The sequence below is a fragment of the Streptomyces sp. NPDC004542 genome (assembly GCF_040610035.1).
GTDB lineage: Bacteria > Actinomycetota > Actinomycetes > Streptomycetales > Streptomycetaceae > Streptomyces.
This window is the reverse complement of the sequence record NZ_JBEXLP010000010.1, coordinates 28,040-54,713: the sequence shown is the minus strand read 5'-3', so window position 1 is coordinate 54,713 and position 26,674 is coordinate 28,040. Positions and strand designations below refer to the sequence as shown.

The window sequence follows — 26,674 nt, the reverse complement described above, 5'->3', positions numbered from 1 at the left end:
AACTCACCGTAACGAGTGAACAGTCTCCCGAGCGGGACGGATACCGACTCAGTTACCGGCGATGCGCAACGCCGCGTCGGCGGTGGCGCCGGCGAACCGCGTGACAGGCAGGTCCGGTCCGGAGCGGCGCACCAGGATGACACCCTCGATCAGACCGAAGACCAGGTCCGTCCGCAGGTCCAGCTCGCCCTTGTCGAACACCGCGCCCGCGGCCGTCGCGGCGATCAGCTGCCGGTAGGCGTCCTTCAGCTCGGCCCGTACGGCGTGGAAGCCGGCGAAACGCTCGGCGCGCACCTCGGGCAGCAGGTACAGCCCGCCCAGGTTGTGCGGCCCCCCGCACAGCAGCTCCACGTCCGCGCGGCACAGCTCCCGGAGCCTGTCCTCGGCCGGGGTCGCGTCATCGGCGAGCAGCCGGCGGGCGCGGGTCAACGAGGGCGTGACGGTGGACTCCAGGAGCTCGGAGAGCAGTTCCTCCTTGCCGGAGACGTAGTGGTACATGGACGCCTGCCGCATCCCCGCCCGCTCGGCCACCGCACGGGTCGTGGTGGCCGCGTACCCACGCGTGGTGAACAACTCCGCGGCGGCACGGAGCAGTTCGGCGCGCGGCTCCAGCCCGCTGTCCGGCCGCTGCGCGGCCCGGGGCCGGCCGACCCGGCGACCGCCGCTCGTTCCCATGCGCCCGATCCTCGCACACGGCCGAACCTGGACGATCTCCGTGAGGGCTCGGTAACGGCGCGGCAACCCCCGCGCAATCCCGGCGACCCGTCCGCCGCCTAATTTCTGTCGGGCGACAGAAATGACGTCGAGCGGCGGGCACGACACCGACCGCGGGAACCCGGAGGTCCCCGATGGCGACAGCGACCACGTACGGAGCCCGGGCCCACGCCCGGGCGCAAGAGGGCACCCGCGCCGAGGCCATGCCCGTCGTGCCGGCCCGGGAATGGCCCGCGCCGCCCCGCGAGGCGGGCCACCTGGTCTGGGCGGAGACGGTCGCGGGCGGCAACTACACGCACCGGGTCCTGGCCCGCGGCACCGAACTGCGGCTGACGGACCTCGCCGGCGACGCCTGCGCGCACCTGCTGCTGTACGTCGCCGACCGGCCCTGGGAGCGGCTGAACGTCGCCGACACCGTCAAGGTGCAGTGGAACGCCTATCTGGGCGAGGGGCGGCTGCTGCTGTCCGACCAGGGCCGCGTCCTGGCCTCCGTCGTCGCGGACACCTCGGGGCGGCACGACGCGCTGTGCGGCACCTCCACCCTCGTACGCAACACCGGACGCTACGGCGACGGCACCCCGCAGTCCCCCTCCCCCGCGGGCCGCGAGCTGTTCAAGCTGGCCGCCGCCAAGAACGGACTCGAGCCGCGCGACCTGCCGCCGTCGCTCTCCTTCTTCCAGGGCGTCGAGGTAGGCGCCGACGGCACGCTCGACTTCACCGGCTCGGCCGGCCCCGGCGGCAGCGTCACCCTGCGCACCGAGCAGGACGTGACCGTACTGATCGCCAACGTCCCGCACCCGGCCGACCCACGCCCCGACTACGTCAGCACCCCGCTGGAGGTCCTCGCCTGGCGCGCCGCGCCCACCGCGCCGGGCGACCCGCTGTGGGAGGCCACCCCCGAAGGCCGCCGCGCCTTCCTCAACACCGCCGAACTCCGCACCGCGAGGGGGCTCGCATGAAGACCGTCGTCCCGGCCCGCGCCGCGTGGTCGTCCGTCGTCCGCGCCGGCGAGACGCTCACCATCACCGACCTGCACGGCAACCAGGCCGTCGACTGCCTGGTGTACGACGCCCACGACACGTCGGTCCGGTACAGCGCCCCCGACACGATCCACGCGCAGGGCACCCTCTTCCTCACCACCGGCAGTGTGCTGCTGTCCAACGAGCACACCCCGCTGATGACCGTGACCGCCGACGACGTGGGCCGCCACGACACGGTCGGCGGCGCCTGCTCCAAGGAGTCCAACACCCTGCGCTACGGCCACCACACCTGGTCGCAGCACGCGTGCGTGGACAACTTCCTCGCCGAGGGCGCCAAGCACGGCCTCGGCAAGCGCGACCTCGTCTCCAACATCAACTGGTACATGAACGTGCCCGTGGAGAAGGACGGCACCCTCGGCATCGTCGACGGGATCTCGGCACCGGGGCTCTCCCTGACCCTGCGCGCCGAGCGCGACGTCCTGGTCCTCGTCTCCAACTGCCCGCAGATCAACAACCCGTGCAACGGCTTCGCGCCGACGGCGGTGGAGATGTCGATCGAGGCCGCGGTCCCGGGGGACGGGGACGGCGCATGAGCTTCGACACCCTGCTGGTCGCCAACCGGGGCGAGATAGCCGTACGGATCATCCGCACCGCCCGCGACCTCGGTCTGCGCACGGTCGCGGTGTACTCCGACGCCGACCGCGCGGCCCCCCACGTACGCCTCGCCGACGAGGCCGTACGCCTGGGCCCTGCACCGGCGAAGGAGTCGTACCTCGACGCGGACCTGGTGCTGAAGGCGGCCAAGGACACCGGTGCGGGCGCGGTCCACCCCGGCTACGGCTTCCTGTCCGAGGACGCGGCCTTCGCGCGGCGCTGCGAGGACGCCGGGATCGTGTTCGTGGGGCCCACGCCGGAGCAGCTGGAGCTGTTCGGCGCGAAGCACACGGCGCGGGCGGCGGCTCAGGCCGCCGGGGTGCCCCTGGCGCCCGGGACCGGACTGCTGGCTTCGGTGACCGAGGCCCTCGATGCGGCCGGGCGGATCGGCTACCCGGTCATGCTCAAGGCGACCGGCGGGGGCGGCGGCATCGGCATGTCGGCATGCCGCTCCGCCGGCGAACTGGCCGAGGCCTGGGAGCGGGTGCAGCGGGTCGCGGCCGCCTCCTTCTCCTCTACGGGGGTGTTCCTCGAACGGCTCGTCGAGCAGGCCCGTCACATCGAGGTGCAGGTCTTCGGCGACGGCGCGGGCCGGGTGGTCACGTTCGGCGACCGCGACTGCTCCCTTCAGCGCCGCAACCAGAAGGTGGTCGAGGAGGCCCCGGCGCCGGGCCTGCCCGGCCACGTCCGCACCCGGCTGGCGGACTCCGCCCGGCGGCTGTGCGGCTCCGTCGGCTACCGCTCCGCCGGCACCGTCGAGTTCGTGTACGACGCGGCCCGCGAGGAGGCCTACTTCCTCGAGGTCAACACCCGCCTCCAGGTGGAACACCCGGTCACCGAGGAGGTCTACGGCGTCGACCTGGTCGCCTGGATGCTGCGCCTGGCACGCGGCGAGTCGGACGTCGTCCGCGACCCGGGCCCGCCCCGCGGCCACGCCGTCGAGGCCCGCCTGTACGCCGAGGACCCCTCCCGCGGCCACCGGCCCAGCGCGGGACTGCTGACCCGGGTGGCGTTCCCGGCCGGGGTGCGCGTCGACGGCTGGGTGGAGACGGGCACCGAGGTGACCACGTCGTACGACCCGATGCTCGCGAAGGTGATCGCGTACGGCCCCGACCGGGCGCACGCCCTGTGGCGGCTGGACGAGGCGCTCGCCCGCACCCGCGTCGACGGTGTCGAGACGAACCTCGGCCTGGTCCGGCAGGCGCTCGCCCACCCCGGCTTCCGCGCGGCGGCCCATTCGACGGCGACCCTGGCGACCGTGACCGACCCGACGCCCCGCATCGAGGTGGTCGCCGGCGGAACGCTCACCACCGTCCAGGACTGGCCCGGACGCATCGGCCACTGGCAGGTCGGGGTGCCGCCGAGCGGCCCGATGGACGACCGTTCCTTCCGTCTCGGCAATCTCGCCCTCGGCAACCTTGAGGGCGCCCCCGGCCTCGAATGCACCCTCCAGGGGCCTTCGCTCCGCTTCAGCCACGCCACGACCGTGTGCGTGACCGGCGCCCCGGCCCCGGTGACCGTCGACGGCACGCCCGTTCCCCAGTGGGAACCGGTCACCGTCCCCGCGGGCGCGGTCCTCGAGGTCGGCGCCCCCCGGGCCCGGGGCCTCAGGACGTACGTGCTCCTCGCGGGCGGCGGCCTGGACGTGCCGGCGTTCCTGGGCAGCGCCAGCACCTTCACGCTGGGCCGGTTTGGCGGACACGGCGGCCGGGCGCTGCGCACCGGTGACGTGCTGCACGGCGGCACCGCCACCGTCACCGAGGGCACCCCGGTGGCCGACCGCCCCGGCTTCACCACCGAGTGGGACATCGGGGCCGTCGAAGGTCCGCACGCGGCACCGGAGTTCTTCACCGAGGAGGACATCCGTGACTTCTACGCGGCCGACTGGAAGGTCCACTTCAACTCGGCACGCACCGGTGTCCGCCTGGTCGGCCCCAAGCCGCGCTGGGCGCGCTCGGACGGCGGCGAGGCCGGACTGCACCCGTCCAACATCCACGACACCCCGTACTCGGTGGGCGCGGTCGACTACACCGGCGACATGCCGGTGGTGCTCGGCCCCGACGGCCCCTCGCTGGGCGGCTTCGTGTGCCCGGCCACGGTCCTGAGCCGCGAACGCTGGAAGCTGGGCCAGCTGCGCCCGGGCGACACCGTCCGCTTCCGGCCGGTGGACGTGGACGGCGTACCGCGCCCCGAGATCGTCGACGGGGGCGTGCTCGCCCGCGACGCCGACGTGACGTTCCGTCGCAGCGGCGACGACAACCTGCTGGTCGAGTTCGGCCCGATGCAGCTGGACCTGGCCCTGCGGATGCGGGTGCACGCCCTGATGGAAGCGGTGTCCCGGGCCGGCCTGCCGGGCGTCACCGACCTCACCCCCGGCATCCGCTCCCTGCAGATCCGGACGGACCCCGCACGCCTCGCCCAGCGTGATCTCCTCGCGGCCGTGCGGCGGTTGGCGCGTTCCCTGCCGCCCACGGACGAACTGACCGTCCCCTCCCGAACCGTGCACCTCCCCCTGTCCTGGGACGATCCGGCCACCCGCGAGGCGATCACCCGCTACATGGCCGGGGTCCGCGACGACGCGCCCTGGTGCCCGTGGAACATCGAGTTCATCCGCCGCGTCAACGGCCTGGACACGGTCGCGGACGTCTACGACACGGTGTTCGCCGCGGAGTACCTGGTCCTCGGCCTCGGCGACGTCTACCTGGGCGCCCCGGTGGCCACTCCGCTCGACCCCCGCCACCGCCTCGTGACGACGAAGTACAACCCGGCGCGCACCTGGACCGCGGAGAACTCGGTCGGCATCGGCGGGGCCTACCTCTGCGTCTACGGCATGGACGGCCCCGGCGGCTACCAGTTCGTGGGCCGCACCACGCAGGTGTGGTCCCCGTGGCAGCAACGCGGCGCGTTCGAGCCGGGCTCACCCTGGCTGCTGCGCTTCTTCGACCGGATCCGCTGGTACCCGGTCGACGCGGACGAACTCCTCGGCCTCCGCGCCGACATCATCTCGGGCCGCTTCGTGCCACGCGTCGAGGAGGGCACCTTCTCACTGGCGGACCACCAGGCGTTCCTGGCCGAACACGCCGCGTCCATAGCGGAGTTCAGACGGCGCCAGCAGTCCGCGTTCGCGGCGGAACGTGACGCCTGGGAGGCGGCGGGCGAGTTCGCGCGGGCGGAGGCCGCCTCCGCACCGCCGTCCGCCCCGGCCGAGGTGACCGTCCCGGCGGGCGGACGCCTGGTGGAAGCGGAATTCGCCGCCTCCGTCTGGCAGCTGAACGTGGCGCCGGGGGACGAGGTGACGGCCGGGCAGCCGCTGCTCGCGCTGGAGGCGATGAAGATGGAGTCCAGGGTGCACGCGCCGATCACCGGGGTGGTGGCGGAGGTCCTGGCCAAACCCGGCGACCAGGTGGAGGCGGGGACGGCGCTGGTCGTCCTGGCCCCGGCACCGAACTGAGAAGAGGAGGCGGACATGTCCACCGCTGTCACCCGCGTCCGCGCGGCCTACGCCCGCATCGACGCCGTCGACCGCCCCGAGATCTGGATCGACCTGCGCCCGCGGGCCGAGGTGGAGGCCGAGGCGCGCGCGATCGACGACCGCGTGGCCTCCGGGGCCCGCCTCCCCCTGGCCGGCCGCCTGTTCGCCGCCAAGGGCAACATCGACGTGGCCGGCCTGCCCACGACGGCGGGCTGCCCGGCCTACGCGTACGAGCCGGCCGCCGACGCGCCGGCCGTAGCCCGTCTGCGTGCCGCGGGCGCGCTGGTCCTGGGCACGACGAACCTGGACCAGTTCGCCACCGGCCTGGTCGGCACCCGCTCCCCCCACGGGCCGGTACGCGCCGCCCACGACCCGGCCAGGATCAGCGGCGGTTCCAGCTCCGGCTCGGCGGTCGCGGTGGCCCTGGGCATCGTGGACTTCGCGCTCGGTACGGACACGGCGGGCTCGGGCCGGGTCCCGGCGGCGTTCAACGGTATCGTCGGCCTCAAACCGACCCGGGGCCTGGTGCCGACGGCGGGCGTGGTCCCGGCCTGCGCCTCGATCGACTGCGTGACGGTGTTCGCCCGCACCCTGCCCGAGGCCGAACAGGCCCTCACCTTCATGGCGTCCCCGCCCGGCCGCGAGCTGCCGGCCCTCCCCCAGCGGGCCCCCGGCCCCTGGCGCGTCGCCGTCCCACCGCTCGAACAGCTCGGCGAACTGGACGAGGGCTGGGCCGAGGCGTACCAGGCGGCGGCCGCACGGCTCGAGGCCTCCGGCGCGTCGGTACGCCCGGTCGACCTCACCCCGTTCACCCAGGCCGCCGCGATGCTGTACGAGGGCGCGTTCGTCGCCGAGCGGTACGCGGCCGTGGGGAGCTTTGTCGACAAGTTGATCTCAGAGGGAGGTGAGGGACTCGACCCCACCGTCGCCGGCATCATCACGCGAGCCCGTGACATCCCGGCCCACCGGCTCTTCACCGACCAGGACCGCCTGGCCGCCCTGCGCGCCCACGCCCTGACCGAACTGGCCGACGCCGACGCCCTGCTGCTCCCCACCGCGCCGGGCCACCCCACCCTCGCCGACGTCGCCGCCGACCCCCTGGGCGCCAACGCCCGCCTGGGCCGGTTCACCAACTCCACGAACCTCTTCGACCTGGCCGCGGTCGCCGTCCCGGCGGGCGAGGTGAACGGCCTGCCCTTCGGCGTGATGCTGATCGGCCCGGCGTTCACCGACGAACGCCTGGCCCGCATCGCCCGGACCCTGGAGCCGGAGACGAGCCTCGCCGTGGTCGGCGCCCACCTCACCGGCCAGCCCCTCAATCCCCAGCTGCTCGCCCTGGGCGCCCGCCTGGACCGCACGACCACCACCGCACCCGTCTACCGCCTGCACGCCCTGCGCACCGCGCCCGCGAAGCCGGGCCTCACCCACGTGGGCGAGGGCGGCGCGGCCATCGAGACGGAGGTGTGGCGGCTGCCCGCGGAGGGCCTGGGCCGCCTGCTGACCGCACTCCCCCGCCCGATGGCGCTGGGCTCGGTGGAGCTGGCCGACGGCACCCGGGTCCCCGGCTTCCTGTGCGAGCCGAGCGCACTGACGGACGCCGAGGACATCACCGGGTACGGCGGTTGGCGGTCCTATCTCGACCGGCCTGAGAACAGCCGGCCTGAAGGGGGGCGGCGCACCGCGCCACCGGCCACCGACACCCCGCACCCGCCGAGTTGATGAACCGGCCGTAGAGCGCCCCGACGGGGACGGTCGGGGCGGGCATCAGCACCGCGGCATCACCCCACCGACGAATAGGCCACCACACCCCGCAGCAACTGATCGACCGCCTTGCGCGCGGCCTTCGCCACCGTCGAGCCCTCCGCGGGAGAGGCGGCCGCGATCTGGCCGAGCACGTCGATCACCTGCTTGCACCACCGCACGAAGTCGCCCGCCGGCATCTCCGCCTCGCGCAGCACCTCGTCGAGCCCCTTGCCGCTGGCCCACATGTACGCGGCCCAGGCGAAGCCGAGGTCGGGCTCGCGCTGGCCGACGCCCTCGGTCTGGGTGATCCGGAACTCCTCCTCCAGAGCGTCCAGCCGGCCCCAGATCCGGACCATCTCCCCCAGCACCGCCTTGGCCCTGCCCGACGGCACCTTGGGCGCCATCGCGTCGTCGCCGACCCGGGCCTCGTACACCAACGCCGACACGCAGGCGGCGAGTTCGGCCGGGGCCAGGTCCTCCCAGACACCCTCGCGCAGGCATTCGCTGGCCAGCAGGTCGAGTTCGCCGTACAGCCGGGCGAGCCGCCTGCCGTGCTCGGTGACCTCGTCACCGCGCAGGTAGTCCAGCTCGGTCAGCAGGGCGACGATCCGGTCGAAGGTCCGCGCGATGGTGTTCGTACGGCCCTCGATCCGCCGCTCCAGCTGCGAGGTGTCCCGCAGCAGCCGGTGGTACCGCTCCGCCCAACGGGCATGGTCCTCACGGTCGTTGCACCCATGGCACGGATGCGCCCGAAGTGCCGTGCGCAGCCGCGCGATCTCGCGGTCGTCGGCGGCCTGCGAGCGCTTCTTGCGGGCACGCTCCGCCGGGATGTGCCCGGCCTTGGTGCGCAGCGCGGAGGCCAGGTCCCGGCGGGACTGCGGCGAGCGCGGATTGAAGGACTTCGGGATCCGCATCCGCTCCAGGGGCTCGACGGGGACCGGGAAGTCGATCGACGCCAGCCGCTTGACCTGCCGCTCGGCGGTCAGCACCAGCGGACGCGGGCCGTCGTGGTGGTCGAAGCCGCGGTGCCCGTTGGACCGGCCGGCGGGCAGACCCGGGTCCAGAACCAGTGCCAGTCCCGCGTACTTGCCCGTCGGCACGTGGATCACGTCACCCGGCTTGAGCTTCTCCAGGGCCACCGCGGCCTCGGCACGCCGCTGCGAGGCGCCCTGCCGGGCCAGCTCGGTCTCCCGGTCCTTCAGTTCGCGGCGCAGCCGCGCGTACTCCTCGAAGTCGCCGAGGTGGCAGGTCATGGAGGCCTTGTAGCCCTCCAGCCCCTCTTCGTTGCGCTGCACCTGCCGGGAGATCCCGACGACCGACTTGTCGGCCTGGAACTGCGCGAAGGAGGTCTCCAGCAGTTCACGGGACCGGTGCCGGCCGAACTGTTCGACCAGGTTCACCGCCATGTTGTACGACGGCTTGAAGCTGGAGCGCAGCGGGTACGTGCGGGTGCCCGCCAGGCCCGCCAGGTGCTCCGGGCTCATGCCCCGCTGCCACAGCACGACCGCGTGGCCCTCGACGTCGATGCCACGGCGGCCGGCGCGGCCGGTGAGCTGGGTGTACTCGCCCGGGGTGATGTCGGCGTGCTGCTCGCCGTTCCACTTGACGAGCTTCTCCAGCACCACGGAACGGGCGGGCATGTTGATGCCCAGCGCGAGGGTCTCGGTGGCGAAGACCGCCTTGACCAGGCCGCGGACGAACAGCTCCTCCACGACCTCCTTGAAGGTCGGCAGCATGCCCGCGTGATGCGCGGCGATGCCGCGCTCGAGGCCCTCCAGCCACTCGTAGTAACCGAGGACGTGCAGGTCCTCGGTGGGGATCGACGCCGTGCGCTCCTCGACCAGGGCACGCACCTGCTCCCGCGCCTCCTCGTCGTTGAGCCGCAGACCCGCGTACAGGCACTGCTGGACGGCGGCCTCACAGGCGGCACGGCTGAAGATGAAGGTGATGGCGGGCAGCAGGCCCTCGGAGTCGAGCCGCTCGATGACCTCGGGCCGGCTCGGCGTCCACACCCGTGAACGCTGCCTGCGCTCCCGCTCCCGGTCGGCCTCGCGCATGGCGCGGCCCCGCCTGCGGTCCTGGTACGACGGGCGACTGGCCTCCATACGAGCCAGCCGCGTGAGGTCGGGGTTGACGGCCTTCTTGTGGCCCTCGCCCTCCTCGAACAGGTCGTACATCCGCCGCCCGGCGAGTACGTGCTGGAACAGCGGCACGGGCCGGTGCTCGGAGACGATCACCTCGGTGTCACCTCGGACGGTGTCCAGCCAGTCGCCGAACTCCTCGGCGTTCGACACCGTCGCCGACAAGGACACCAGGGTCACCGACTCGGGCAGGTGGATGATCACCTCCTCCCACACCGCGCCGCGGAAGCGGTCGGAGAGGTAGTGCACCTCGTCCATGACCACGTACCCGAGGCCGAGGAGGGTCTGCGAGCCCGCGTACAGCATGTTGCGCAGCACCTCGGTGGTCATCACCACCACCGGGGCGTCCGGGTTCACGCTGTTGTCGCCCGTCAGCAGGCCGACCTTCCCGGAGCCGTAGCGCCGGCACAGGTCGGAGTACTTCTGGTTCGACAGCGCCTTGATGGGTGTCGTGTAGAAGCACTTCTTGCCCTGCTGGAGGGCGAGGTGGACGGCGAACTCGCCCACGATCGTCTTGCCCGAGCCGGTGGGGGCGGCCACCAGCACGCCCTTCCCCGCCTCGAGCGCCTGGCAGGCCTCGATCTGGAAGGGGTCGAGGCCGAAGTCGTACATCTCGCGGAAGGACGCGAGTGCGGTGGCCTGCTCGGCTGCCCGCCTGCGGGCTGCCGCGTACCGCTCGGCCGGTGAGAGGTCCTCTGTCATCGTGCTTTCGAGGTTACCGGGCCCCGCTGACAACAGGACGATCATTATCCGGAACGTGGGACGACCACAATGAGCGGTGCAGGGGCCGGTCAGGTCACGTCGTCATAGCCGTTGACCCGGTCCGGGCCCGGCTGCTCGGGCACCACCCGGCCGGCGGAGACCGGCTCGACCTCGTCGATGGCCTCCGGCGTGAGGTCCAGCTCGGAGGCCTCGTCGTCGGCGGGGCCCTCGGCCGCCCGGCGGCGCTTGCGCTTGTCGTTGAGCAGCGAGAAGGCGACCGCGGCGAAGTACAGCACCCAGATCGGCCCGGCGAGCGCCAGCATGGACAGCGGGTCGGTGCTCGGCGTGGCGACGGCCGCGAAGACCGTGATGCCCAGGATCATCCCGCGCCACCAGCCGAGCATGCGCCTGCCGGTCAGTACCCCGGTGAGGTTGAGCATGACCAGCAGCAGCGGCAGCTCGAAGGAAAGACCGAAGACGATCACCATGCGCGTGACGAGTTGCAGCAGGTCGTCGAGCGGCAGCAGGTTGTCGACGCCCTGCGGCGTGAAGCCGATCAGCACCTTCGCCGTCGTGGGCATCACCTTGTAGGCGAAGAACCCACCACCCATGAACAGCGGAGCACCGGTGAAGACGAAGCCGTAGGCGTACTTCTTCTCGTGCCGGTGCAGCCCCGGGGCGACGAACGCCCACAGCTGGTAGAGCCAGACCGGCGAGGCGAACACGACACCGGCCATCAGGGAGACCTGAAGGGCCAGCGTGAAGGGGGCGAGGAGGCCGTTGATCGTGATCCGCGCACACTGGGTGTCGCTGGTGGAGTTCACCAACTGCTCGAAGGACTGCTTGCAGCCGACGGAGTCCAGGATCGGCTTCGTCAGGAAGTTGATGATGTCGTTGTAGAAGAAGGCGGCGACGACCGTCACGACGATGACGGCCAGCATCGCCTTCGCGAGCCGGTTGCGCAGCTCACGAAGGTGATCCGCGAGAGGCATCCGCCCCTCGGGATCCTTCTCCTTCTTGCGGGCAGGCTTGAGCAACCCACGTCCTCATCTCGTGCGGCAGGCCGGACGGGTCCGGCCGTGCGTCAGCGCTGGGTGGTGTCCGTCGGCTCGTTGACCGGGCGCGAGCTGGTCACGTCACCGGGGGCGGCCTGGATCGTGCGCTGCGCCGGGGGCTGCTCGCCGGTGCCGGACGCCTGGGCGGAGGAGTTGCCCTCTTCCTTCATCGCCTTCGCCTCGCTCTTGAGGATGCGCGCGGACTTGCCGAGCGAGCGGGCCATGTCCGGAAGCTTCTTCGCGCCGAACAGCAGGATGACGACGACAAGGATGAGAATGATCTCGGGAGCTCCGAGCCTTCCGAACATAAGTCTTTACCTTCTCACCGAGGCGGCTGGGTGGGGTGCTGTCCGACCAGTCGGACACACGTCCGATCAATCGTGCTGCCAGCGATCGTAACGCTCGGGGGTAAACGTGAGGCAATCCCCGCGCTTACTCCCGGTCAGCGGTACGCGCCTCGTTCTCCGCACCGCGACCAGCAGCGTACCTGCCGCACCGGCTCGCGTGACAGGGCGAAGCGACCCAAAACGCTGGGGTCACAGGACTCACAGGGCCGCCACAGCGGCCCTCACAGCGAGTCGGCGGCACGGGCGGCACTCAGGGACGCCCGCTCCAGGTCCTCGGCCGCCCTGTTGATACGGCGTGCGGAGTCCGCGACCTGCTCGCCGAGGCGCCGCGCCTCCAGGAAGACCCGGACGGCCAGCACACCGAGGACGGCAAGTCCCAGGAAACCCACGGCTACCGCGAACATCGGCCAGAACATGACGTCGAGCCTAGACGGTCGAGTGCAGCCGCAGGGTCCTGACCCCGCCCCCGGTCAGCAGCTCGACGATGCGCTCCCCCGCGGGCTTGCGGACGGACGCCCCGCAGTCAGGGCAGACGAAGGAGTAGAACGTCGTACGGCTGGTGGCGCCGATCGCCAGGCGCAGCGCGCTCGCGGAGAGCTCGAAGCGGCCCCGGCAGTCCGGGCAGCCCGCCCTGAACACCACGGGGACCACGCTCCTCATCCCGGCGAACGCCGCCGCGACCGACATGTCCCTCACCCCGGACCCCGCAGACTCGCTCACAGCCCCAGCTCCTCTTTTCCTGGTCGTCCGCCCGCGGGGCACCTCAGCCGGTACGCCCCCACGGCCCACTCCCACCGGTCATCAACGCCGTGCACAGCACCGTCACTCCTGCGGCACGTCGTACGCCGCGAGCGCCTCGGTCGCCGCCTGGCGGGCACTGGCGGCCAGCTCGGGCGGCGAGACGATCCGGCCGTCGCGGCCCAGCCGCAGCGCCAGGCGTCTGAGCGATGCCGGATCAGGGGTGCGCAACGTAATACGCAGTCCGCCGTCGGGAAGCTCATCCGCGCTGTCGTGCGGGTAGTACTCGGCCACCCAGCGGCCACCGGGACCCACCTCGACCACCACCTCCGGGTCCTCGGCGGCGGGCTGCACCAGGGCCTCGGACAGGTCCCGCAGCTCTATCTCCGGCGGCGCCGACGGCTCGTCGAGGATCCTGATCTCCGCGACCCGGTCGAGCCGGAAGGTACGCCGGGCCTCGGAGCGGCGGCACCAGGCCTCTACATAGGTATGGCCGACACTGACCAGGCGGATGGGGTCGATCTCGCGCTCGGTGACCTCGTCCCGGGCCGGTGAGTAGTAACGGATCCACAGCCGGCGACGCTCGGAGATCGCCCGGTCGACGTCGGCGAAGACCCCGCCCTCGGACTCGAAGGTCACCGACAGCCGGGAGCTGGCGCCGGCCGCCTCGCCCGCCGCGGCCTCCACCTTGGCCGTCGCCCGCAGCAGCGCCTGCCGGTCCCCCTCCCGCAGACCGGGCAGAGTGGCGACGGCACGGGCAGCCACCAGCAGGGCGGTGGCCTCGTCCGCGGCGAGCCTGAGCGGCTCCGCGGCCTCCGCGCCGAGCGCGGCGGGATTGTGCCACCAGATGCGCTCACCGTCGGTGTCGATGTCGAGCAGGTCACCGCCACGGAAACTGGTGCCGCACATGGGCAGCACGTCGAGGTCGGAGACCAGCTCGTCCTCGGTGATCCCGAAAGCGCGCGCCACGTCCGCGACCCGCGCACCGGGACGCTCCCGCAGATACGTCACCAGGGAGAGCATCCGCCGGGTCTGGTCGATGGCGTTCACGGACCTGACCGGTTTGCCTGCCACTGTCCTGCTCCCCTCCCCCTCAGCCCTTGGCCACGGCACGCAGCCGGTCCACCACTTCGGCCCGCAGCTCGGCCGGCTCGCGGACCACCACGTCCGGACCGAACTCCACCAGCCAGGCGTCCAGACCATGCCCGTACGGAATCTCCAACTCGTCCCAGCCGTCTCCGAGTTCCCGCACCGACGTCGCCTTCGCCCGAAGGGGGTAACCGGCACCCGAACGCAGCCGGATCAAGGCCGTACGATCGGCGATCTCACCCGCCCAGCTCGCCACGGTCTCGCGAACGGTGACCACGTCGGGGACCGGAGCGGTGAAACCGTTGCCCCGGGTACGCACCTTCCCGGTGATCCGCGACAGCCGGAACACCCGTTCGGCGCCCCGGTCGCGGTCCCAGCCCGCCAGATACCAGTGACCGCGCCAGCATTCCAGCGCCCACGGCTCCACATGCCGGGGCTCCGGATGGGCGGCGGAGGCCTTGCGGTAGTCGAACACGACCGGACGGCGGTCACGGCAGGCCAGCATCAACGGCTCGAAGGCGGCCTCGTGCACCGGGATACGCGGCTCCAGGGCGCCGTGCGCCTCGTACGGGTCCACGTCCTCCGGCAGCCCGGCCGCGCGCAGCTTCTGCAAGGCCCCACTGGCCGCGCCGGCCAGCCTGGCCTGCTGCCAGACCTTGGCGGCCAGGCCCAGGGCGGCGGCCTCCTCGGCGTCCAGGGTGATGGGGGGCAGGCGGTTGCTGTCCCGGCGAGCGAGGTAGCCGACCTCACCGTCGATGTTCTCGACGGTCTCGATGACCAGGCCCAGCTCGCGCAGGTCGTCCTTGTCACGCTCGAACATCCGGCTGAACGAGTCGTCACTGCCCGCCGCACCCCTGTCCGGCCTGGTGGCCGCGCCCCTGTCCGGCCTCGTGGCCTCGACGTATGCCTCGATGGAATCACGCAGCTCGCGCTTGCTGAGCGGCCTCCGCGTCCCCAGCAAGCACAACGCCAGGTTCATCAGCCGCTCGGCCTTGGCAATGGCCATCGACGCCCTTCGCCTTCCCTATGGTGGTTCCGACCGATGACCGTACCGCTCCGGAGCGTCGCGGCCAAAGCCGATACAGAACCGAGGGCCCATGCGGACAGCACGGACCCTCGGCAGGCCGGAATCGGTCAGCGCTTGGCGACGCCCACCAGGTCGCAGACGAAGATCAGCGTCTCGCCCGGGGCGATCCGGCCACCGGCACCCCGGTCGCCGTACGCGAGGTGCGCGGGGATGACCAGCTGGCGGCGACCGCCGACCTTCATGCCCTGCACGCCCTTGTCCCAGCCCTGGATGACCTGGCCGACGCCGAGCTGGAAGTCCAGCGGGGTGCCACGGTTCCAGGAGGCGTCGAACTCCTCGCCCGTGGAGAACGCGACGCCCACGTAGTGAACCTTCACGAAGTCACCGGCGGCGGCGACCTCGCCGTCCCCCTCCCAGATGTCCTTGATCTCGAGGTCCGCCGGGGGCTCGCCGCCCGGGAAGTCGATCTCGGGCTTCTCGATGTTCACGTCTAAAGCTCCTGCTTGTGTACGACTCGGAACGCGGACAGTCTGTCATCTCCGAGCCGCCCGCGCCCGCGACCGGCGGCCCGCCACCCGCACTACAGCGCCGCCAGGATGTCCACGGTGAACACCAGCGTGGAGCCCTTCTTGACGGGGCCGCCGCTGGGCGGGGTGTCGCCGTAGCCCAGCTCCGGGGGCACCACGACCAGGATCCGGCTGCCCACCTTCTTGCCCGCGACGCCATCGGCCAGGCCCTTCACGACCTGCTGCATCTGCTCCAGGGAGATCTGACTCAGCCGCCCCGTGCCGTACGTCTCCTGGAACGTCTTTCCGCTCTCCCAGACCAGGCCCTGGAACTGGCACAGGATGGCCTGGCTCGCCTTGACCTCGGCGCCATCACCCTCCAGGACGTAGTTCGACACGAGCTTCTTCGGCGGATCCGACTTGGGGATCTCCACCGAAGGGGCGCTGCCGTCGGTCGCGGTGCCGACCTTCGGCAGGCCGGCGTCGGTCTGCGCGACCGGCTTGCCCTTGCTGGAACTCTTCGAGTTGAAGGAGTCCACCAGGTCGACGACGAAGACCAGCGTGTCGGTGCCCTTGATGCCCGCATCCGGATTGCCCGACGTGCCGTATCCCAAGGCCGGCGGAACGGCCATCACGACCCGGCTGCCGGCCTTCCTGCCCGCCAGGGCGTACCGCCAGCCGTCGATGAGGCTCCCCTGGGCGAGCTGCATCACCAGAGGAGCCTTGCGGTCGTAGGAATTGTCGAAGACCTTCGCCGTGGCCCAGATCTGCCCCAGGTAGTTCGCCACGACGAAGTCGTTCTCCGCGACCGTGCGGCCGTTGCCCGCGATCACCGTTCGGACCGCCAGGTTCTTCGACGGCTCCCCCGTGCCCTTGGCCACCGTCGGTTTCTCCCCGAACTTCGTACCCGCCGTGATGGCGGGCAGCGGACCGTCCACGATCTTCGGCGGCGGAACCGAGGACGCGGAGGCCGACGGCGACGCGGACGCCTTGCTCGATGCGGACGAACCGTCGCCGCAGCCGGCGATCGTGACCAGTCCTGCGGGAACGGCGGCAAGGAGGAGTGAGCGTCGGCGCACGGGAAGAGCCTCGTAATCGGTCGATCTTGCGGATGGCGTGCGCGCAACTCTACGGCGTGACACGGGCGCCGTACGGAAAACGTACGGCGCCCGTGTCACGTTCCGGCATGGGTGTGCACAAACGTCTGCCCCACAAACACCCGGCGGGAACGCCCGGCTCACATTCCGGCGATCAGCTTCTCCACCCGGTCGTCCACCGAACGGAACGGGTCCTTGCACAACACGGTCCGCTGCGCCTGGTCATTCAGCTTCAGGTGCACCCAGTCGACCGTGAAGTCCCGGCGCTGCTCCTGCGCACGCCGGATGAAGTCACCACGCAGCCGCGCCCGAGTGGTCTGCGGCGGAACCGACTTCCCCTCGAAGATCTTCAAGTCGTTGCAGATCCGAGTGGCCTGCCCCTTCTTCTCCAGCAGGTAGTACAGGCCACGACGACGGTGGATGTCGTGGTAGGCGAGGTCTATCTGGGCGACCCGCGGATGCGACATCGTCATGTTGTGCTTGGCCCGGTACCGCTCGATGAGCTTGTACTTCATCACCCAGTCGATCTCGGTGCCGATCCGGTCGAGATCCTCGCTCTCGATCGCGTCCAGCGTGCGGCCCCACAGCTCCAGCACCTGCTCGACCGTGCCCGTACGGATCCCGCGGCGCTCGCAGAAGTCCACGGCCTTCTCGTAGTACTCCCGCTGCACCTCCAGCGCGGAGGCCTCCCGGCCGCTGGCCAGACGCACCTTGCGCCGGCCCGTGATGTCATGGCTGACCTCGCGGATCGCCCGGATCGGGTTCTCCAGGGTCAGGTCACGCATCACCGTGCCCGCCTCGATCATGCGCAGCACCAGGTCGGTGGCACCGACCTTGAGCAGCATCGTCGTCTCGGACATGTTCGAGTCGCCCACGATGACATGCAGTCGGCGGTAGCGCTCGGCGTCCGCGTGCGGCTCGTCGCGCGTGTTGATGATGGGCCGGGAGCGGGTCGTCGCCGAGGAGACGCCCTCCCAGATGTGCTCCGCCCGCTGGCTCACGCAGTAGACCGCGCCACGCGGGGTCTGCAGCACCTTGCCGGCACCGCACAGCAGCTGCCGGGTGACCAGGAACGGGATCAGGATGTCCGCGAGCCGGGAGAACTCCCCGTGCCGGGCCACCAGATAGTTCTCGTGGCAACCATAGGAGTTGCCCGCCGAGTCGGTGTTGTTCTTGAAGAGGTAGACGTCGCCCGCGATTCCCTCCTCGTGCAGGCGTCGTTCCGCGTCCACCAGGAGTCCTTCGAGAATGCGCTCGCCGGCCTTGTCGTGGGTGACCAGTTCGATCACATTGTCACATTCGGGTGTCGCATATTCCGGATGTGACCCCACGTCGAGATAGAGCCGGGCGCCGTTTCGCAGAAAGACATTACTGCTGCGGCCCCATGACACGACACGGCGGAAGAGGTACCGCGCCACCTCGTCAGGCGACAGGCGGCGCTGTCCCCTGAACGTGCACGTGACGCCGTACTCGTTCTCCAGCCCGAAAATGCGGCGGTCCATGACTGAACATTACGCCCGATCCCCCGAGCTGAAACGGGGTTCGGCAGCACGATTTGGATCATTTTCCGATGAAGCCGCAACGACCGCACCCCCGGCGGGAGCTGCGAGGACCCGCCCGGTGGCCACCAGGACCAGCAACGACACCGCCCCCGCCGCACCCGGCACGGCGAATCCCCACAGCGCGCCACCCGCCTCGACCACCGGGCCCGCCAGGCCCGTTCCGGCCGACGCACCCACCGTGAACGTCGTCACGAGCCAGGAGAACGCCTCGGTGACCGTACCGCTCGGCGCGTGCCGGTCGACGATGATGAAGGCACAGGCGATGCACGGCGCGAGAAACACCCCGGAGACCGCCGTCAGCAGCACCATGGCCACCGCCCCCGGCATCAGCGTCAGCGGCAGGTAACACACCGCCAGAAGAGCCACCAGCACCCTCAGTCGCCGCTCGGGCACACCACTCCACCGCCGCGCCCCGTACACCGTGCCGCCCACCAGCGCGCCCAGCCCCAGCGCCGCCATCAGCCAGCCGTACACCGCGTCGCCGCCGTGCTCGTCCGCGTACGGCACCGAGGCCACCGTGATGGAGCCGAGCGCGATGCCCACGAACAGGAAGGCACCCAGCAACGCCAGCAGCCCGGGCGAACGCAGCGCGCCCAGCCAGTGCGCCTCACGGGGAGCCGACCGCCACGCGCGCGAAGGCGGGGAGACGACCACCGAGAGCGCGCCCAGCACCCCGACGGCGTTCAGGGCCAGCAGCGCGGCCCGCTCGTCCCACAGCGACACGCACAGCGTCACCAGCAGCGGGCCGGCCGTGAACATGACCTCCTGCGCCACCGCGTCCATCGCGTACGCCGTGTGCACCTGCTCCTCCCGCCGCAGCACCGACGGCCACAGGGCCCGCAGACCGCCCTCGAGAGGCGGGGTGAACAGCCCGGCCGCCGCGACCGCGGCGCAGGCGAGCGGCAGCGGGTCGGTGCCGGAGAAGGCGAACACCGCCATCGCCAGGGCCGAGGCCACCGCGGCGGGCAACTGCACACGCGGCTGCCCGTACAGGTCCACCAGGCGGCCCAGCACCGGCTGCCCCACGGCGTTCGCGACGCCGTAGACCGCCGCCAGGGCCCCGGCGAGGCTGTACGTGCCCCCCTGGGCACGGACGAAGAGCACCAGCGCGATGGCCGCCGTGGCGTTCGGCAGCCGGCCCACCAGCGTGCCCGTCAACAGCCGGACCGCGTGCCTCGCCCTGAGGATCTCCAGGTATCCCGCGGCCATCGACTGCCTCCTGGTTTTACGTATAACGTCAACCTGCCATACGTACCATGTGCGCTGTTCACGCGTCCACACGAAGGAGCGGGACAAGGACCGGGGCAGCGACCGGTGGGAATCCGGTCCGAAGACCGGGGCAACGGACCAGCCGAAGGAGCGCACCCACGGTGGCACCCAGCAACACGCGCCCGACGAGCCGTGACGTCGCCCAGGCCGCCGGGGTCTCACAAGCGGCCGTCTCGCTCGTCCTCGGCGACAAATGGCGCGGCCGGGTCTCGGCGGCCACCGCCGAACGCGTCCGGGAAGCCGCACGCCACCTCGGCTACCGGCCCAACCTCGCCGCCCGCAACCTGCGCCTCGGCCGAACCCGCACCGTCCTCCTCGTCGTACCCGCCCTGACCACCGAATTCTTCGCCGGCGTCTACACCGGCGCGGCCCGCGTCGCCGCCCAGCACGGCTTCGGCGTCGTCCTCTACCCCTCCCCCGAGGGCATCGGCCCGGCCCGCCCGTCCCCCACCACCATCGAAGGAAGGCCCTCGCGAGCCGCCGCCATCCCCGACCCCTTCGCCTCCGCCCAGGCCGCCCTCGACGGCGTCATCGCCTCCTCCATGGCCGCCGACGCCCTCACCGCCATCCGCGGCGACCAGCTCCCCCTCGTCATGCTCGACAGCGACCCCGACGGCAGCCTCGGCGCCGCCACGGTCAACCTGGACATCGCGGACGGCGTACGACAGGTCGCCGACCACCTGCTCGGCCTCGGCCACCGGCGCTTCCTGCACCTCGCCGCGGACATCGCCTCCTGGACCTTCGAGGTACGCGCGCGCGAGCTGGCCGCACGGGTCCACGCCGTCCCCGGCACCGAGCTCCGCACCGTCCACGCCCCCATCTCCATCGAGGACGCCCTCACCGCCACCGCCGCCGCCCTGGCCGGCCCGGGCCCCCGCCCCACCGCCCTCGTCTGCGACGACGACAAACTCGCCGCCGGCGCCTACAAGGCCCTGCGCCGCCTCGGCCTGCGCATCCCGGACGACCTGTCCGTCACCGGCCTCGACGACCTCGCCCTCGCCACCGCCATCGACCCCGAACTGACCACCGTCCGCCTGGACGCCGAACGCTTCGGTGAACGCGGCATGCGCGCCCTCCTGGCGGTCCTGGAGGGCCGCCGGCCGGAGAGCGGGGACATACCGGTGGAACTGGTGGTACGGGGCTCCACGGCACCCCCCAGCGCCTCCTGACACGCCTGTGCCCCGGCCGTGCGGTCGGCCGGGGCACACCAGGGGCGGGGCAGCCTACTTCTCCTCGGGCTCCTCCGCGCTCTCCGCCTCCGTGCTCGCCCCGTTCGCCTCCAGCAGACGGCCCAGCTGACGGCCCACGATGCGCTTGAACTTGCGCTTCTGCGGGCGCGTACGGTCCAGCACCGCGACCTCCAGGCGCTCGGCGGGGATCTCCCGCTCACTGCCGTTCGTGTCGCGGGACAGGGCCTGCACCGCCAGCTTGAGCGCCTCGGCCAGCGACATGCCGTCCTGGTGACGCTGATCGAGGAAACCGCTGATCTGCTCGGCGTTGCCACCGACCGCGACCGAACCGTGCTCGTCCACGATCGAACCGTCGTGCGGCAGGCGGTAGATCTGGTCACCCTCCGGGGTCTCCCCCACCTCGGCGACCACCAGCTCCACCTCGTACGGCTTCTCGGCCGCGCTGGAGAAGATCGTGCCCAGCGTCTGGGCGTAGACGTTGGCCAGGCCCCTGGCCGTCACGTCGTCCCGGTCGTAGGTGTAACCACGCAGGTCGGCATAGCGCACGCCACCGATCCGCAGGTTCTCGTACTCGTTGTACTTGCCGGCGGCCGCGAAGCCGATCCGGTCGTAGATCTCGCTGAACTTGTGCAGCGCGCGGGACGGGTTCTCACCGACGAAGACGATGCCGTCGGCGTACTGGAGCACCACAAGGCTGCGGCCACGGGCGATGCCCTTGCGGGCGTACTCCGCCCGGTCGGCCATGGCCTGCTGGGGTGAGACATAGAACGGCGTCGACACCGGTTATCCGTCCCTTTCTGTGGAAGTCACTGCGATCACCTGGGCAAGGAGGGCTGTGGCTACAGCAGCGCGGCCCGCGGACCGTCGGGCTGCTCCAGCCGCCGCTCGAGAATCGCACGGGCGATCTGTGACGACTCGTCCTCGGTGAGCCGGCGGAAGCCGTCCTCGGTGATCACGGTGACGATGGGGTAGATCCGGCGGGCGACATCGGGACCACCGGTCGCCGAGTCGTCGTCAGCCGCGTCGTACAGGGCCTGCACCACGAGGGTCGTGGCCTGGTCCTCGGTCAGGTCGTCGCGGAACAGCTTCTTCATCGCGCCGCGCGCGAAGATCGAGCCGGAGCCCGTCGCCGCGTAGCCGTGCTCCTCGGAGCGGCCGCCCGTGACGTCGTAGGAGAAGATGCGGCCCTTCTCGCGGTCCACGTCGTAACCGGCGAAGAGCGGCACCACGGCCAGGCCCTGCATGGCCATGCCGAGGTTGGAACGGATCATGGTCGACAGCCGGTTCGCCTTGCCCTCCAGCGACAGCTGGGCGCCCTCGACCTTCTCGAAGTGCTCCAGCTCGAGCTGGAAGAGCTTGACCATCTCCACGGCGAGACCGGCGGTGCCGGCGATGCCGACGGCCGAGTACTCGTCCGCCGGGAACACCTTCTCGATGTCCCGCTGGGCGATCACGTTCCCCATGGTGGCCCGGCGGTCACCGGCGAGCACCACGCCGCCGGGGAAGGTCACGGCGACGATCGTGGTGCCGTGGGGCGCCTCGATCACGCCCTGGGTGGGGGGCAGCTGGCGCTTGCCGGGCAGCAGCTCGGGCTGGTGCCCGGACAGGAAGTCCATGAAGGAGGAGGATCCTGGCGTCAGGAAGGCAGCTGGTAGACGCCCGGTGCTACGAGTGTTGGCTTCCACGCGTTTCCTTCCACATATGCAGCAGCCCGCCTTATGGCATCGGGCTGATCCTTGAACTGCCCCAGTGCGGCGTTGCAGCTGAAGCACAGTACGCCACGGACCCTACCCGTCTCATGGCAGTGATCCACATGCACGGGCGGAGCCGCAAGACATGTGCAGCAGACGCCCCCTTGGGCGGCGATCAACTCGACGCGCTCGGCTTCGGTGAGGCCGTACTGCCGTCTCAGATGGTCTGCGCGCCCTTCGGAGGCCCGGCACGCCTTGCAGCGCGTCGGCAAGCCGTCTGATGCCCACGCATTGCGGTGCCCTTCGCCCGGCGGCTTGACCTGACCGCACTTCAAGCAGAGCTCATGCCCGACAGGAACCTCCGCTCTGGGGCGGACCTTCTTACCCAGGCTCTGCTGGCGCGACCGGTGACAGTCCGATGCACAGTCGCGGCAGTGCCGCTGAAGGCCATCAAGACTCGACCGCTTGCGAGCGAAGGCCGCGTGCGGCTTGCACTCAGCGCACCGCACGCAGCGCTTCGACTGCTCAGTCCCGGACACCCCACCCCGCTATTTTCGATTCAAAGGGGAAACAGGATCCATACCTTTACTGTCCGCCCTTTTGCACGAAGGACCTCACGAAATCCTCGGCGTTCTCTTCCAGGACGTCATCGATTTCGTCCAGAACCGAGTCCACGTCGTCGCTCAGCTTCTCGTGCCGCTCCTTGAGGTCCTCCGAGCCCTGCGCTTCCTGCGCCTGCTCCTCGGCCTCCTCGGTGGAGCGCGTCGCCTTCTGCTGGCCGCCGCCGGTGTCCTTGGTCGCCATAACCCTCACCCCGCTCAGTTCGCCCGACATGGTCGGCAGGTCGGCATTCCTGCCGATCGGTGATGATCAGACCCTACAAGCCGGGTCCGACATCGGCCCCGCAGTTTCTCGAACGTACGGGAGCCATCTCGATGATTCCCGGGCGGTGGGATTTCCACCCTGTCCGCCCGGGGCGGTCCGAGTACCCCGTAGGGCACGCTCAGCCGCCTGACAGGACCCTGACCAGGTCTTCCGCCGTGCGGCAGCGGTCCAGGAGCTCCTTCACGTGATTTCGCGTTCCGCGAAGCGGTTCCAGGGTTGGGACCCGCTGGAGCGAGTCCCGACCCGGGAGGTCGAAGATCACCGAGTCCCAGGAGGCGGCCGCGACGTCGTCCGCGTACTGCTCCAGGCAGCGCCCGCGGAAGTAGGCGCGCGTGTCCTCAGGCGGCTTCGTACGGGCCCGGTCGACCTCGGTCTCGTCCAGGAGGCGCTTGATGCGTCCGCGGGCCGCCAGACGGTTGTACAGGCCCTTCTCGGGGCGTACGTCGGCGTACTGGAGGTCCACCAGGTGGAGCCGGGCGGCGTCCCAGTCGAGGCCGTCGCGGCGGCGGTATCCCTCCATGAGTTCGCGCTTGGCCACCCAGTCGAGCTCGCCGGCGAGGCTCATGGGGTCGTTCTCGAGCCGGTTGAGGGTGTCCTCCCAACGGGCCAGGACGTCCTTCGTCTGCTCGTCGGCGTCAGCGCCGAAGCGTTCCTCGACGTACTTGCGGGCGAGCTCGAAGTACTCCATCTGCAGTTGGACGGCGGTGAGTGTCCGGCCGCTGCGCAGTGTGATCAGGCGCTGGAGCGTCGGGTCGTGGGAGACCTGGTGGAGGGTGCGGACGGGCTGGTCGACGGCCAGGTCGACGGCGATGAAGCCGTCCTCGATCATGGACAGGACCAGGGCGGTCGTGCCCAGCTTGAGGTAGGTGGAGATCTCGGAGAGGTTGGCGTCGCCGATGATCACGTGCAGGCGGCGGTATTTCTCCGCGTCGGCGTGGGGTTCGTCCCGGGTGTTGATGATCGGACGCTTGAGGGTCGTCTCGAGGCCCACCTCGACTTCGAAGTAGTCCGCGCGCTGGCTGAGCTGGAAGCCGTGTTCGTGGCCGTCCTGGCCGATGCCGACGCGGCCGGCGCCGGCGAAGACCTGGCGGGAGACGAAGAAGGGCGTCAGGTGGCGCACGATGTCCGAGAACGGGGTTTCCCGCTTCATCAGGTAGTTCTCGTGCGTGCCGTAGGAGGCGCCCTTGTTGTCGGTGTTGTTCTTGTAGAGGTGGATCGGCTGGGCGCCGGGCAGCTGGGCCGCCCGTTCGGCGGCCTCGGCCATGATCCGCTCGCCGGCCTTGTCCCAGAGGACGGCGTCGCGGGGGTTGGTGACCTCCGGCGCGCTGTATTCGGGGTGCGCGTGGTCCACGTAGAGGCGGGCACCGTTGGTGAGGATCACGTTGGCGAGGCCGATGTCCTCGTCGGTGAGCTGGCTGGCGTCGGCGGACTCGCGGGCGAGGTCGAAGCCTCGCGCGTCGCGCAGCGGGTTCTCCTCCTCGAAGTCCCAGCGGGCCCGGCGGGCCCGGTGCATCGCCGCGGCGTAGGCGTTGACGATCTGGGATGAGGTGAGCATGGCATTGGCGTTGGGGTGGCCGGGGACGGAGATGCCGTACTCCGTCTCGATGCCCATTACTCGCCGTACGGTCATGCGGCCCTCCTTGCCCGGCGGCGCCCTCGGTCGTGGACGCCGCTCAAGTACCGCTGGCGCTCCGGTGCGTGTGCGGTGCCCGTCCCCGCACTGCGCGACTCGGCGGTAGGAAAGAGCCTAGAACGCCTTTGCGCTGGTGGGGAGATCATTTGCGTCATTTGCGTGCTCCAGCCGTGCCTGGAAAACAGTCGGCTGCGGGTACCCCGTGGAGGGCACCCGCAGCCGCCCTGTTCTTACAGGTACTGACCGGTGTTCGCCACCGTGTCGATGGAGCGCCCGGTGTCCGCGCCCTGCTTTCCGGTGATGAGGGTGCGGATGTAGACGATCCGTTCGCCCTTCTTTCCGGAGATGCGGGCCCAGTCGTCGGGGTTCGTGGTGTTCGGCAGGTCCTCGTTCTCCTTGAACTCGTCCACGCAGGCCTGGAGCAGGTGGGAGACGCGGAGACCCTTCTGGTTGTTGTCGAGGAATTCCTTGATCGCCATCTTCTTGGCGCGTCCGACAATGTTTTCGATCATGGCGCCGGAGTTGAAGTCCTTGAAGTAGAGGACTTCCTTGTCACCGTTGGCGTAGGTGACCTCCAGGAAGCGGTTCTCCTCGGATTCGGCGTACATGTGCTCGACCGCGGTCTGGATCATGCTCTGGACCGTGAGGGACTTGTCGCCGCTGTGCTCGCCGAGGTCGTCCGCGTGCAGCGGGAGGCGTTCGGTGAGGTACTTGCCGAAGATGTCCTTGGCTGCCTCGGCATCCGGACGCTCGATCTTGATCTTCACGTCGAGCCGGCCGGGCCGCAGGATGGCGGGGTCGATCATGTCCTCGCGGTTGGAGGCGCCGATGACGACCACGTTCTGCAGGCCTTCCACGCCGTCGATCTCGGCGAGCAGCTGCGGGACGATGGTGTTCTCCACGTCGGAGCTGACGCCGGAGCCGCGGGTGCGGAAGAGGGACTCCATCTCGTCGAAGAAGACGATCACGGGGGTGCCCTCGCTGGCCTTCTCCCGGGCCCGCTGGAAGACGAGGCGGATCTGCCGCTCGGTCTCGCCGACGTACTTGTTCAGGAGCTCGGGGCCCTTGATGTTGAGGAAGAAGCTCTTGCCGGCGGCCTGGCCGGTGACCTCGGCGACCTTCTTGGCCAGCGAGTTGGCGACGGCCTTGGCGATGAGCGTCTTGCCGCATCCGGGGGGTCCGTAGAGCAGGACGCCCTTGGGCGGGCGCAGTTCGTGCTCCTTGAACAGGTCCGGGTAGAGGTACGGCAGCTCGACCGCGTCGCGGATGGCCTCGATCTGGCCGCCGAGGCCGCCGATCTGCTCGTAGCCGATGTCGGGGACCTCTTCGAGGACGAGTTCCTCGACCTCGCTCTTGGGTACCACCTCGTAGACGTAGCCGGAGCGGGGTTCGAGCAGCAGGGCGTCGCCGGGGCGGATGGTGACGTCCAGCAGCGGCTCGGCGAGCCGTACCACCCGTTCCTCGTCGGTGTGCCCGAGCACCAGGGCGCGCTCGCCGTCCTCGAGGATCTCCTTGAGGGTGACGATGTCCCCGACGCGCTCGAACTCCATGGCTTCGACCACGTTGAGCGCTTCGTTGAGCATCACTTCCTGGCCGCGCCTGAGGTCGTCGAGTTCGACGCTCGGGCTGACGTTCACCCGGAGCTTGCGGCCGCCGGTGAAGATGTCGGCGGTGCCGTCCTCGTTGGCCTGCAGGAAGACGCCGAAGCCGGCCGGCGGCTGGGCGAGCCGGTCGACCTCTTCCTTGAGGGCCACGATCTGGTCGCGGGCCTCGCGGAGAGTGTTGGCGAGTCGCTCGTTCTGGGCGGACACGCCGGCCAGGTTCGTCTGCAGCTCGACGATCCGCTCTTCGAGAATCCTCGTGTGTCGCGGAGAGTCGGCGAGCTTGCGTCGCAGGACGGCGATCTCCTGCTCAAGGTAAGCGATCTGCCCGGCCGGGTCGTCGGACCCTCGTCCCGGGCGGATGCCGCGGTTCATGTCGTCGTCGTGGGCTGCCACGGTCCTCACCTCCTCCAAGGGGAGCTGGACGCTTCCAGACCCTACCTGGGTGGGTGTCGATTGAAACCCCTAGATCACAAAGACTGTCAAGGAGTGTCCGATCTTCACCCTTGCGCTCTCCCTCGCACCAGGGGAATACCCACCGAACATGATGGGGAAGCCGCCGCAGGTAGGGTCAAGAC

General features: G+C 70.6%; 23 protein-coding genes. 5 read left to right on the top strand and 18 right to left on the bottom strand.

Annotation, left to right across the window (positions count from 1 at the left end):
- Positions 1-48: 48 nt before the first annotated feature.
- Entirely contained in the window at positions 49-675 is a 627-nt protein-coding gene (locus ABZX30_RS08800; RefSeq protein WP_355930615.1) for a helix-turn-helix domain-containing protein, read from the bottom strand.
- 173 nt (positions 676-848) lie between these two features.
- Here ABZX30_RS08800 and ABZX30_RS08795 point away from each other — a divergent pair, with 173 nt between their 5' ends.
- From ABZX30_RS08795 to atzF, 4 genes are read left to right on the top strand one after another with little or no spacing between them, the layout of a single operon-like run.
- Positions 849-1,673 (top strand): urea amidolyase associated protein UAAP1, encoded by an 825-nt coding sequence (locus ABZX30_RS08795; RefSeq protein ID WP_355930613.1) that lies wholly within the window; start codon positions 849-851, stop codon positions 1,671-1,673.
- Positions 1,670-2,287, top strand: coding sequence for an urea amidolyase associated protein UAAP2 (locus tag ABZX30_RS08790; protein WP_355930612.1), 618 nt, complete (start codon positions 1,670-1,672; stop codon positions 2,285-2,287). The genes ABZX30_RS08795 and ABZX30_RS08790 overlap by 4 nt, the downstream gene beginning before the upstream one ends.
- Positions 2,284-5,799, top strand: a complete 3,516-nt coding sequence (locus tag ABZX30_RS08785) for a 5-oxoprolinase/urea amidolyase family protein (protein ID WP_355930610.1) — start codon at positions 2,284-2,286, stop codon at positions 5,797-5,799. The genes ABZX30_RS08790 and ABZX30_RS08785 overlap by 4 nt, the downstream gene beginning before the upstream one ends.
- Before the next feature lie 15 nt (positions 5,800-5,814).
- Positions 5,815-7,539 carry an allophanate hydrolase gene (gene atzF / locus ABZX30_RS08780; RefSeq protein ID WP_355930608.1) on the top strand — a complete coding sequence of 575 codons (1,725 nt, stop codon included), beginning with the start codon at positions 5,815-5,817 and terminating at the stop codon, positions 7,537-7,539.
- 59 nt (positions 7,540-7,598) lie between these two features.
- Here atzF and ABZX30_RS08775 read toward each other — a convergent pair whose 3' ends face one another.
- The 11 genes from ABZX30_RS08775 to ABZX30_RS08725 form a co-directional block, all read right to left on the bottom strand.
- On the bottom strand, positions 7,599-10,451 hold the full coding sequence (locus tag ABZX30_RS08775) for a DEAD/DEAH box helicase (RefSeq protein ID WP_355930605.1): 2,853 nt from the start codon (positions 10,449-10,451) through the stop codon (positions 7,599-7,601).
- Between the two features lie 44 nt (positions 10,452-10,495).
- Positions 10,496-11,443, bottom strand: coding sequence for a twin-arginine translocase subunit TatC (tatC, locus tag ABZX30_RS08770; protein WP_355930602.1), 948 nt, complete (start codon positions 11,441-11,443; stop codon positions 10,496-10,498).
- A 47-nt stretch (positions 11,444-11,490) separates the two neighbouring features.
- Positions 11,491-11,769 carry a Sec-independent protein translocase subunit TatA gene (tatA, locus tag ABZX30_RS08765; RefSeq protein WP_355930599.1) on the bottom strand — a complete coding sequence of 93 codons (279 nt, stop codon included), beginning with the start codon at positions 11,767-11,769 and terminating at the stop codon, positions 11,491-11,493.
- Positions 11,770-12,029: 260 nt separating this feature from the next.
- Positions 12,030-12,224 carry a hypothetical protein gene (locus tag ABZX30_RS08760; RefSeq protein WP_355930597.1) on the bottom strand — a complete coding sequence of 65 codons (195 nt, stop codon included), beginning with the start codon at positions 12,222-12,224 and terminating at the stop codon, positions 12,030-12,032.
- A gap of 10 nt (positions 12,225-12,234) precedes the next feature.
- The gene (locus tag ABZX30_RS08755) at positions 12,235-12,528 is read right to left on the bottom strand and encodes a hypothetical protein (protein WP_355930594.1); all 294 of its coding nucleotides are present in this window, start codon (positions 12,526-12,528) and stop codon (positions 12,235-12,237) included.
- A 102-nt stretch (positions 12,529-12,630) separates the two neighbouring features.
- Positions 12,631-13,620, bottom strand: coding sequence for a WYL domain-containing protein (locus ABZX30_RS08750; protein ID WP_355930592.1), 990 nt, complete (start codon positions 13,618-13,620; stop codon positions 12,631-12,633).
- A gap of 19 nt (positions 13,621-13,639) precedes the next feature.
- A complete protein-coding gene (locus ABZX30_RS08745) occupies positions 13,640-14,641 on the bottom strand; it encodes a WYL domain-containing protein (protein WP_355930590.1) in 1,002 nt (333 codons plus the stop codon).
- Between the two features lie 128 nt (positions 14,642-14,769).
- Positions 14,770-15,150 carry an FKBP-type peptidyl-prolyl cis-trans isomerase gene (locus tag ABZX30_RS08740; protein WP_355930588.1) on the bottom strand — a complete coding sequence of 127 codons (381 nt, stop codon included), beginning with the start codon at positions 15,148-15,150 and terminating at the stop codon, positions 14,770-14,772.
- A 92-nt stretch (positions 15,151-15,242) separates the two neighbouring features.
- A complete protein-coding gene (locus tag ABZX30_RS08735; protein ID WP_355930585.1) occupies positions 15,243-16,247 on the bottom strand; it encodes an FKBP-type peptidyl-prolyl cis-trans isomerase in 1,005 nt (334 codons plus the stop codon).
- Between the two features lie 158 nt (positions 16,248-16,405).
- On the bottom strand, positions 16,406-17,767 hold the full coding sequence (gene pafA / locus ABZX30_RS08730; RefSeq protein ID WP_059125684.1) for a Pup--protein ligase: 1,362 nt from the start codon (positions 17,765-17,767) through the stop codon (positions 16,406-16,408).
- A gap of 9 nt (positions 17,768-17,776) precedes the next feature.
- Positions 17,777-19,036, bottom strand: coding sequence for an MFS transporter (locus tag ABZX30_RS08725; protein WP_355930584.1), 1,260 nt, complete (start codon positions 19,034-19,036; stop codon positions 17,777-17,779).
- A gap of 161 nt (positions 19,037-19,197) precedes the next feature.
- Between ABZX30_RS08725 and ABZX30_RS08720 the strand changes: the two genes are divergently transcribed.
- The gene (locus ABZX30_RS08720; protein ID WP_355930581.1) at positions 19,198-20,265 is read left to right on the top strand and encodes a LacI family DNA-binding transcriptional regulator; all 1,068 of its coding nucleotides are present in this window, start codon (positions 19,198-19,200) and stop codon (positions 20,263-20,265) included.
- Positions 20,266-20,319: 54 nt separating this feature from the next.
- Here ABZX30_RS08720 and prcA read toward each other — a convergent pair whose 3' ends face one another.
- The 6 genes from prcA to arc all read right to left on the bottom strand — a co-directional run bounded on the left by prcA (position 20,320) and on the right by arc (position 26,492).
- The gene (gene prcA, locus ABZX30_RS08715) at positions 20,320-21,066 is read right to left on the bottom strand and encodes a proteasome subunit alpha (RefSeq protein WP_355930578.1); all 747 of its coding nucleotides are present in this window, start codon (positions 21,064-21,066) and stop codon (positions 20,320-20,322) included.
- A gap of 59 nt (positions 21,067-21,125) precedes the next feature.
- Positions 21,126-21,971 carry a proteasome subunit beta gene (gene prcB, locus ABZX30_RS08710; RefSeq protein ID WP_355930576.1) on the bottom strand — a complete coding sequence of 282 codons (846 nt, stop codon included), beginning with the start codon at positions 21,969-21,971 and terminating at the stop codon, positions 21,126-21,128.
- Complete coding sequence (locus tag ABZX30_RS08705; RefSeq protein WP_355930784.1) at positions 21,923-22,486, bottom strand: endonuclease VII domain-containing protein; 564 nt, start codon at positions 22,484-22,486, stop codon at positions 21,923-21,925. Before ABZX30_RS08705 ends, prcB begins: the two co-directional genes overlap by 49 nt.
- A 76-nt stretch (positions 22,487-22,562) precedes the next feature.
- The gene (locus ABZX30_RS08700) at positions 22,563-22,781 is read right to left on the bottom strand and encodes a ubiquitin-like protein Pup (RefSeq protein ID WP_355930574.1); all 219 of its coding nucleotides are present in this window, start codon (positions 22,779-22,781) and stop codon (positions 22,563-22,565) included.
- Positions 22,782-22,980: 199 nt separating this feature from the next.
- Positions 22,981-24,492 carry a depupylase/deamidase Dop gene (gene dop, locus ABZX30_RS08695; protein WP_355930572.1) on the bottom strand — a complete coding sequence of 504 codons (1,512 nt, stop codon included), beginning with the start codon at positions 24,490-24,492 and terminating at the stop codon, positions 22,981-22,983.
- A gap of 233 nt (positions 24,493-24,725) precedes the next feature.
- Entirely contained in the window at positions 24,726-26,492 is a 1,767-nt protein-coding gene (gene arc, locus ABZX30_RS08690) for a proteasome ATPase (RefSeq protein WP_355930570.1), read from the bottom strand.
- Positions 26,493-26,674 lie beyond the last annotated feature (182 nt).